Consider the following 6,948-nt stretch of genomic DNA (forward strand, 5'->3'; position numbering starts at 1 on the left):
TTTGAGTAGGGGAAATTATATGCTTTATGGAAATATTTGGTATTTTGAGAGCAGAGATGGAAGATAGATGATCGTTGACGGTATTTCTTCAAATTAATAGGAAAATTTTTTCGGTAATACTTTTAGTTTATGACTTTATCTTTGTTGAAATAGTATGAAGATATATTTGATCAATGCTATGGTTTGATAAAAGAATTTTCAATCAAGTTGTTTTGCTATGGGAGGATTTTTTGTCTTATTTTATGATTTTTTTGTTATGTAAGAAATTTATACGTTACTAGTTGGAAGTGGGTGCTTGTTGTTTTTAAAAGATCATGTGGGTTTTTCCCTGTGGATATGGGGGATAAACATAGCTGGTTTCATCGCTCGCTTTATAGGGACTAAGCTTAGGAAGGAGATCATGATCTCGTTTTGAGTAATCTTCGCATTGTTTTTTCGGAGAGACGAGATTGTTATCTCAAAAATATTGCTATTGATAATTGGGAAAACATAGGAAAATGAGCGGTTGAATATATATATTTTTATTGCATACTAGACTGCGATATAAAGTGATCCACAGATAGTCGTATTGAGATTTTGGATGAATCTATTTTATTGAATGTGCGCAATGATTCGAATCCAAACATAATGTTTCCTGGGCATAACGGTAATTTTGCAATTCTACCTATAGCCGATTGAGCCAATGGTTTTTCTATGGCAATATTATTTCGTCCATCAAACAATCTATCTTTAGCAAGAAAAGTTTTTAAATTTCTCAGTGGTCTATATGGGGAAATTAAGATCATCTCACAAAGAGGCTATTCTTGCTTTGATTCGCTATCTTACATTTGGTCGTGATGGCATTGGAATTCTTGTTGATCAAAAATTTACTAAGGTGATAGATACGTTTTTTGGAAGTCCTGAGAAAACAACAGCGATTGTTTTAAAGCTTATTGAAAGGTTTGGATGTAACGGTTGATCCAATGCGTTGTATATGGTTACTGAAAAATCGTTTTTGGTTGGAATTTGAAGAAAAATTAGATATACAAAGAAATATTCTTAATGATATGGTAGAATGTTGGATATGCAAATATCCCTGAGCACTGGTTTTGGTGGCATGATAGGGTGAAGTATCAAACATGGACTAAAGAAATAAAAAGAAGTATTTTAAAAGCTTGAAAATAAAATATCTCTGAAAATTTTGAGAATTGTTAAAAAAATTTTTAAAATTACATTTCTTAATAAAGCCTTCTTGCAATTATACTCATATCGCTTTACAGAAGTTATGCGTATCTATTTTGATGCACCCGTAGCTCAGCTGGATAGAGTACCAGACTACGAATCTGGGGGTCAGGAGTTCGAATCTCTTCGGGTGCACCATACATTTTATGGGTTTAGTAAGGTTATTGTACATTATAGGGAATAATATCCTGTTTCGAAAAGATATAGCTTTTGTTGGTATTTTTCTATCTACTGGGTATCGTATAAGAATTTTTCTTACAGTAGATGGTAGACATCTGATCTCTCAATTATATTTTGATTTTGATGGTGACGCTTTTCTAGCGTTGGAATAGGTATTGGATTCGTTTTCGTTATGCTGATAACCTCTGCTTATCTTGTATTGTTCCGTTGATGATGATGCGGTGGGTATCCAATCAAAAATTTTGATAGAGGCTGAAATTCGAAATTCTTGTGCCAAGATATATTCTTGCCGTTTCTATCTATAGATCTCTTTTCTGTGAAGCGGGATAATTTTACTTCTGCGATAATCTGCATGAATCCTATCATTACCTATATTATCGTCATGTCATTGGTTTAATATTTCCCTAAAAGGAATGACTTTCTGTGTGTTTTAAGGGCAGCAAGTTCTAAAATAATTTGCAATCCATTAAAATTGATCAGAAGTTTTTCAGATCTCAGATTGAGTGCAGATACGATACCACGTCTATCTATTTCCCTATGAATTTCTTCTATCACGTTTTCAGGATGAGGCATCATGTCCAATATTGATGGATGACAATTATGTAATGATAAATCTTTTCCTTATATTTTAATTACAGATGGACAAGTAATAGAGATCTTTATAAACACCGTAGATAACCCACTTCGTAAAGGAATTTATTTCGATACATTTGCATCTGTTGATGCCGTAGAAAAGAATCGTACTATTTTCTCCAACGTTATTTTTCCTTTCGCAACTGCTCAATAATACCTGTGGATGCAGAATGCGGACTTGTGAGACTATCTTTTCCAAATCACAGTCTTTTGTTCCTGATCTTATGACGGCGAAATCAGCGCATCGTGTGAAGCCAAAAACTTTCTCTAGGATCTCACTTAAAATCGCAAAGAGAAAATTTCTCGCGATATGAACAAGGATGGCACTGATATGGCTGATATTGTTTAAAATCTTTCAATGTATATAGGAGCAATCCATATATTGCACTAGAAGAACTTTCTTTCCTTAAGATGCTGTGCATTTTGCATTAAGATATTGAGAATTTTGTGGTTTTTTATAAGACAACCAAATCTGGATATATAATTCATGATCCTGCATTTAGTCGTCGTCATGTAATGCGGAAGGATTGAGAGTGGGATCAGGTTTGGTTTAATGAATAAAGGAGCCTATAATTTTTAAGTGGGATTATTCTTGAGCATTTTTTCCCTTTCTCGAATGGTTGACGAGCTTATCATATGATGTTTATCATGAATAAATGTCCAAGCAGGTGGAGGGATATTGCATAAATTGCCGCTCAGAGATTCATCTATCCGTGAGCGATTATAAGCTTTGGCCATTGGACAGGAGATATAATTCAACGTTATATCAGGTCTGTCAATAATTGCGATAGGAATTGTCATAACGATTTTTTCCCATTTGTGCCAATGGTGGAAGGTTTTTAGGTTATCTGCCCCCATAATCCAGATAAGACGTATAAATTTATTACGATCTTTAATATTGAGTATAGTATTTAAAGTATATCCTTGATTAGGACAACTTTCAAAAGCGGTAACACGAATGCGGGGATCTTTAGCTAATGCTTTGCTGAGCGCAATACGAATTTTCAGAGGATCTAGCAAGCCAGGATCTTTAGTAGGATTGGCTGGAGTGATTATCCACCATAATTGGTTCAGTGCAAGCTTCTTGAGCGCAATATTAGCTATTGCCACATGTCCGTGGTGTGGTGGGTTAAAAGTGCCTCCAAATAAGCCAACTGTCATGCCATCTTCTACATGAGGCATGTGCATAGTACTATCATGAAAGTTTTCTTGTTGCATTTTCTTGTAACCGTTTTTTCTATAAGCCGTCATGCAGTATTTAAAAAGCTGTTGATTTTGCAATAGTCATTGGTTCTTGAGCGTATATCCTTCTTGTATATGTTTGCAACTTTGATTTCTGGGTTGAACCCATCATTTTCATAAGTGCAGTGGGATCAATTTATAGGTTAGTAGTTATGGCTAAACTGATTTCATTTAAAAACAGAGCATTATTCTAAATCATAGTTTCTAAGATTTTATCAATAATATTAACTGATACTATTACATTCAAAATTGTATTGACGATTTCAAGAGTCTATGAATTTTAAAGTGGTAAAATTTTTTGTTTTTCAGAGAAGTAATAGATTATACCATCACCATAAGGCAATGCTTTAAAAAAGAAGGTTGATTGAAGTTTGATGAGATATCTTTTATGCAGAGGCAATGTTTTGATTGTGTTAAACTTGGTTAGTGCAATTTTTTAATATAAGATGGTATCTTTATCGATTGCTAGGATAGTTGCGTTGTTTATGTTAATAAATAACATGGTTTTCTTGTGTAAAGGACTAAATCCAGAAATATGAATTGTATTCGACAATATGAGGAATTTGCTGATTGAACAGAAATTCACTACGAGTTTTGCTAAAGATATTAATCTAATCGGGAGAGAAAAGATCTGCTTTCTTCATTCTTTTTATCGTTTTAGGATTTGATAAGACAATGCGTTTGCGAGAAGAAAGACAAGTTTTTTTTAGGACTTATTCTCTTCCCGTAAGGATAAGATTTTGTCATGAAGATGCTGCATTATTTTTGATATGCCACGTCCTGTCACAGACGAAAACACAAACGGAATTTTTCCGCATACAGAAGAAAGCTCAGATTTTTTCTTTGCGAGAGTTTCTTCATCAATCATATCTATTTGAGAAAGTCCCACTATTTCTATTTTTTTGCATAATTTATCATTATAAGCGCATAATTCATGTAAGATAGAGTTGTAAGCATCTTTTATATCATCTTCAAGGACAGATATTATATGTAGCAAAATATGGGTGCGTTCGACATGCTGTAAAAATCGAACTCCAATACCAGCGCCTTGATGCGCATTTTTGATAATTCCGGGAATATCAGCTAGCACAAACTCTTCATATCCTATTTTTGCTAGACCCAGGTTAGGATATAACGTAGTAAATGGATATTCAGCTATTTTAGGTTTTGCTCGTGTAATAGTGCCTAGAAAGGTAGATTTCCCCGCATTAGGAAGTCCAATAATTCCAATATCTGCTATTAACTTTAATTGAAGCCAAATGGTTCTTTCTTGTCCAGGAATTCCAGGATTAGCATGGTCTGGAGCTTGATTTGTCGATGATTTAAAGTGAAGATTGCCAAAGCCGCCATTCCCTCCGGGAGCTAGTAAGAAACGCTGTCCTTCTTGATTAAGATCACAAATAAGGCTTGTTTTATCTTCTTCAAAAACTTGTGTACCAATAGGAACGATAAGAACGGCATCGGCTCCTTTTGCGCCGCTACGGTTTCGCCTCATGCCTTTAATGCCAGGTTTTGCTTTAAAATGTTGTTGATAGCGAAAATCTATGAGTGTATTCAGATTGCGTACTGCCTCAACCCACACATCGCCACCGTGACCCCCTGATCCACCATCTGGTCCACCAAATTCAATGAATTTTTCGCGTCTGAAGGATACGCCTCCTGCGCCTCCATCTCCCGATCGGATATAGACTTTTGCTTCGTCAAGAAATTTCATTAAAGCCTTCTAACACTACAATCTTTTACAGTCTATTATTACGATTTGGGAAACGTTTCCGTAGAAATTTCTAATGTTTTTAGAAAACATAAATTTGATGGGAAGAACATTATGACGATAAGATCTATCGCACTGTATTTATGGACTTTTCCTCAAAAAATATCCGTATTACAGTATATGAGGACACCTTCAGATCATGTCTTTAGATATAAAAAATCAACAAACCTTTACATGTCATAAAATATCATGTATCGCAAAAATCATCTACTAAAGGAATAGTTGTAAGATATAGAGAAAGAATACTCCCATATCTTATGACATGATATCTTTTCAGTCGGATCAATCCTAAGATGTCATCGCTTAAAAGGGAAAATATTCAAAAATTCAAGTTCCACTTGCTGTGATCTCTTCACGTTTAATAACGGATACAGACGGACGCCCTTTAGAGGGGCTTTTAAATTTTATGTTGCCATCAACGAGTGCGAAAAGAGTATGGTCTTTTCCCATGCCAACATTAGTTCCTGGATGGTATCGTGTTCCACGTTGGCGCAAGATTATATTACCTGCGATTACAGCTTCACCACCAAACTTCTTTAATCCTAGTCTCTTCGACTCGGAATCTCTCCCGTTGCGGGAAGATCCTCCAGCTTTTTTATGTGCCATTACGGTTTCCTATATAATTTCAGTGTTCATCAAGAGTATGTGATCTAAGAAGATACAACATTAGTGATACGGACAACTGTCATATTCTGCCGATGTCCTCGCATGCTTTTGGAGCTCTTCCTGCGACGCTTTTTGAAGGCGATAACCTTCTTGGTGCGAATCTGCTTGATAACTTCTGCCTCAACGTAAGCTCCCGTTACACAAGGAAACCCTACGGAAACGGATTCGCCTTTTCCAACTGCAAGAACTTCATCAAACCTTATATTATCGCCATCTTTGGCATCAATCTTTTCAACAATAATGGTATCGTCAGCGGCTACATGGCGCTGTTTTCCCCCAGATTTTATAACCGCAAACATAAAAATTACGTCCTTTCATTCTCTAAGAACTTTTCAAGAGTATCGCACATTTTTCAACCTCTGCGCAAATATAATTGATAAGTAATCAATAGGCTTTAAATTACTCGTTGAAGTTGATAAATAATAGTGACATTCTTGGTTCCAAGAGCCGCTAATTTCTGCTAGTAATAGTAGCTACTCAAACCTTCGTTCTATGTCAAGAAAAGTATGAGGTTGAGAGTAGTTTCTGGGATTTTTATTCCTTCTAAGAAAGATATTTTAAGATGGAGAGGTGACAGAGTGGTTGAATGTACCGCACTCGAAATGCGGAGTACCTTATAGGTATCGGGGGTTCGAATCCCCCTCTCTCCTCCATTTTTTTAATCTGAACTTTTCCAATTTGTGTTTTCAGGTTGTGGCTTATCTCTTGTTTTACAAGAGCATTGCTATGATCTTGTGTATCGCCTCCACTGGTTTATTCTATTTTTCCCATTGATTGTGTAATTTTTCTCTAAACGAATTTATTGGTTATGGATGAGGTACGATTCTTTTTAAAAGGCATATTTCCTTCTATGTGGCTGGGGATTGCGCTGTGATTGAAGTTTTATTATTATTTGCATTCATCTATGTTGTTCTTGCTGCCAAGAGCCGTCGTAGAGAAAAACACTACATCTCTGATGACACTTAAAAGCAACAATTATATTCTTCCAATCCTTATGTTTATCAGGAGGAAGATAAAATGGTTGTGATTTTAGGATAAGCCCTTTTCGGGCTATTTGATACCTATTTTCTCTTTAAGAGCACGTGTCTGACGGCTAATTGAAGAGAAAGGAAGACTTTATTCTTCTACGGCATGTGTAAACGATCCGGTTAGCTACTACTATATAGAGTGCTCTGATCATGTCTAAGTAATTGATTTCACTGTATATTATCATTATTTCCCCTTACCTTTTTTAT

The 6,948-nt window shown here is 35.5% G+C and carries 6 protein-coding genes and 2 tRNA genes; 3 read left to right on the forward strand and 5 right to left on the reverse strand.

Going from position 1 to position 6,948, the window contains the following annotated elements; genetic code table 11:
* The first annotated feature begins 766 nt into the window (after positions 1-766).
* Both H0G72_RS00665 and H0G72_RS00670 read left to right on the forward strand, forming a co-directional pair.
* On the forward strand, positions 767-958 hold the full coding sequence (locus tag H0G72_RS00665) for a hypothetical protein (protein WP_182016600.1): 192 nt from the start codon (positions 767-769) through the stop codon (positions 956-958).
* A 324-nt stretch (positions 959-1,282) separates the two neighbouring features.
* Positions 1,283-1,359, forward strand: a tRNA-Arg gene (locus tag H0G72_RS00670).
* A 435-nt stretch (positions 1,360-1,794) separates the two neighbouring features.
* Here H0G72_RS00670 and H0G72_RS00675 read toward each other — a convergent pair.
* The 5 genes from H0G72_RS00675 to rplU form a co-directional block, all read right to left on the reverse strand.
* Positions 1,795-1,977: a hypothetical protein gene (locus H0G72_RS00675; RefSeq protein WP_182016602.1), complete on the reverse strand. Its 183-nt coding sequence runs from the start codon at positions 1,975-1,977 to the stop codon at positions 1,795-1,797.
* A gap of 633 nt (positions 1,978-2,610) precedes the next feature.
* Positions 2,611-3,216: a nicotinate-nucleotide adenylyltransferase gene (locus tag H0G72_RS00680; protein WP_182016604.1), complete on the reverse strand. Its 606-nt coding sequence runs from the start codon at positions 3,214-3,216 to the stop codon at positions 2,611-2,613.
* A 766-nt stretch (positions 3,217-3,982) separates the two neighbouring features.
* The gene (obgE, locus tag H0G72_RS00685) at positions 3,983-4,990 is read right to left on the reverse strand and encodes a GTPase ObgE (protein ID WP_182016606.1); all 1,008 of its coding nucleotides are present in this window, start codon (positions 4,988-4,990) and stop codon (positions 3,983-3,985) included.
* A 384-nt stretch (positions 4,991-5,374) separates the two neighbouring features.
* Positions 5,375-5,653: a 50S ribosomal protein L27 gene (gene rpmA, locus H0G72_RS00690; protein ID WP_182016608.1), complete on the reverse strand. Its 279-nt coding sequence runs from the start codon at positions 5,651-5,653 to the stop codon at positions 5,375-5,377.
* A gap of 44 nt (positions 5,654-5,697) precedes the next feature.
* A complete protein-coding gene (gene rplU / locus H0G72_RS00695; protein WP_182016610.1) occupies positions 5,698-6,012 on the reverse strand; it encodes a 50S ribosomal protein L21 in 315 nt (104 codons plus the stop codon).
* Between the two features lie 265 nt (positions 6,013-6,277).
* Between rplU and H0G72_RS00700 the strand changes: the two genes are divergently transcribed.
* A tRNA-Ser gene (locus tag H0G72_RS00700) sits at positions 6,278-6,366 on the forward strand.
* The last annotated feature ends 582 nt before the right edge of the window (positions 6,367-6,948 follow it).

Source organism: Candidatus Liberibacter sp. (genome assembly GCF_014048425.1).
GTDB lineage: Bacteria > Pseudomonadota > Alphaproteobacteria > Rhizobiales > Rhizobiaceae > Liberibacter.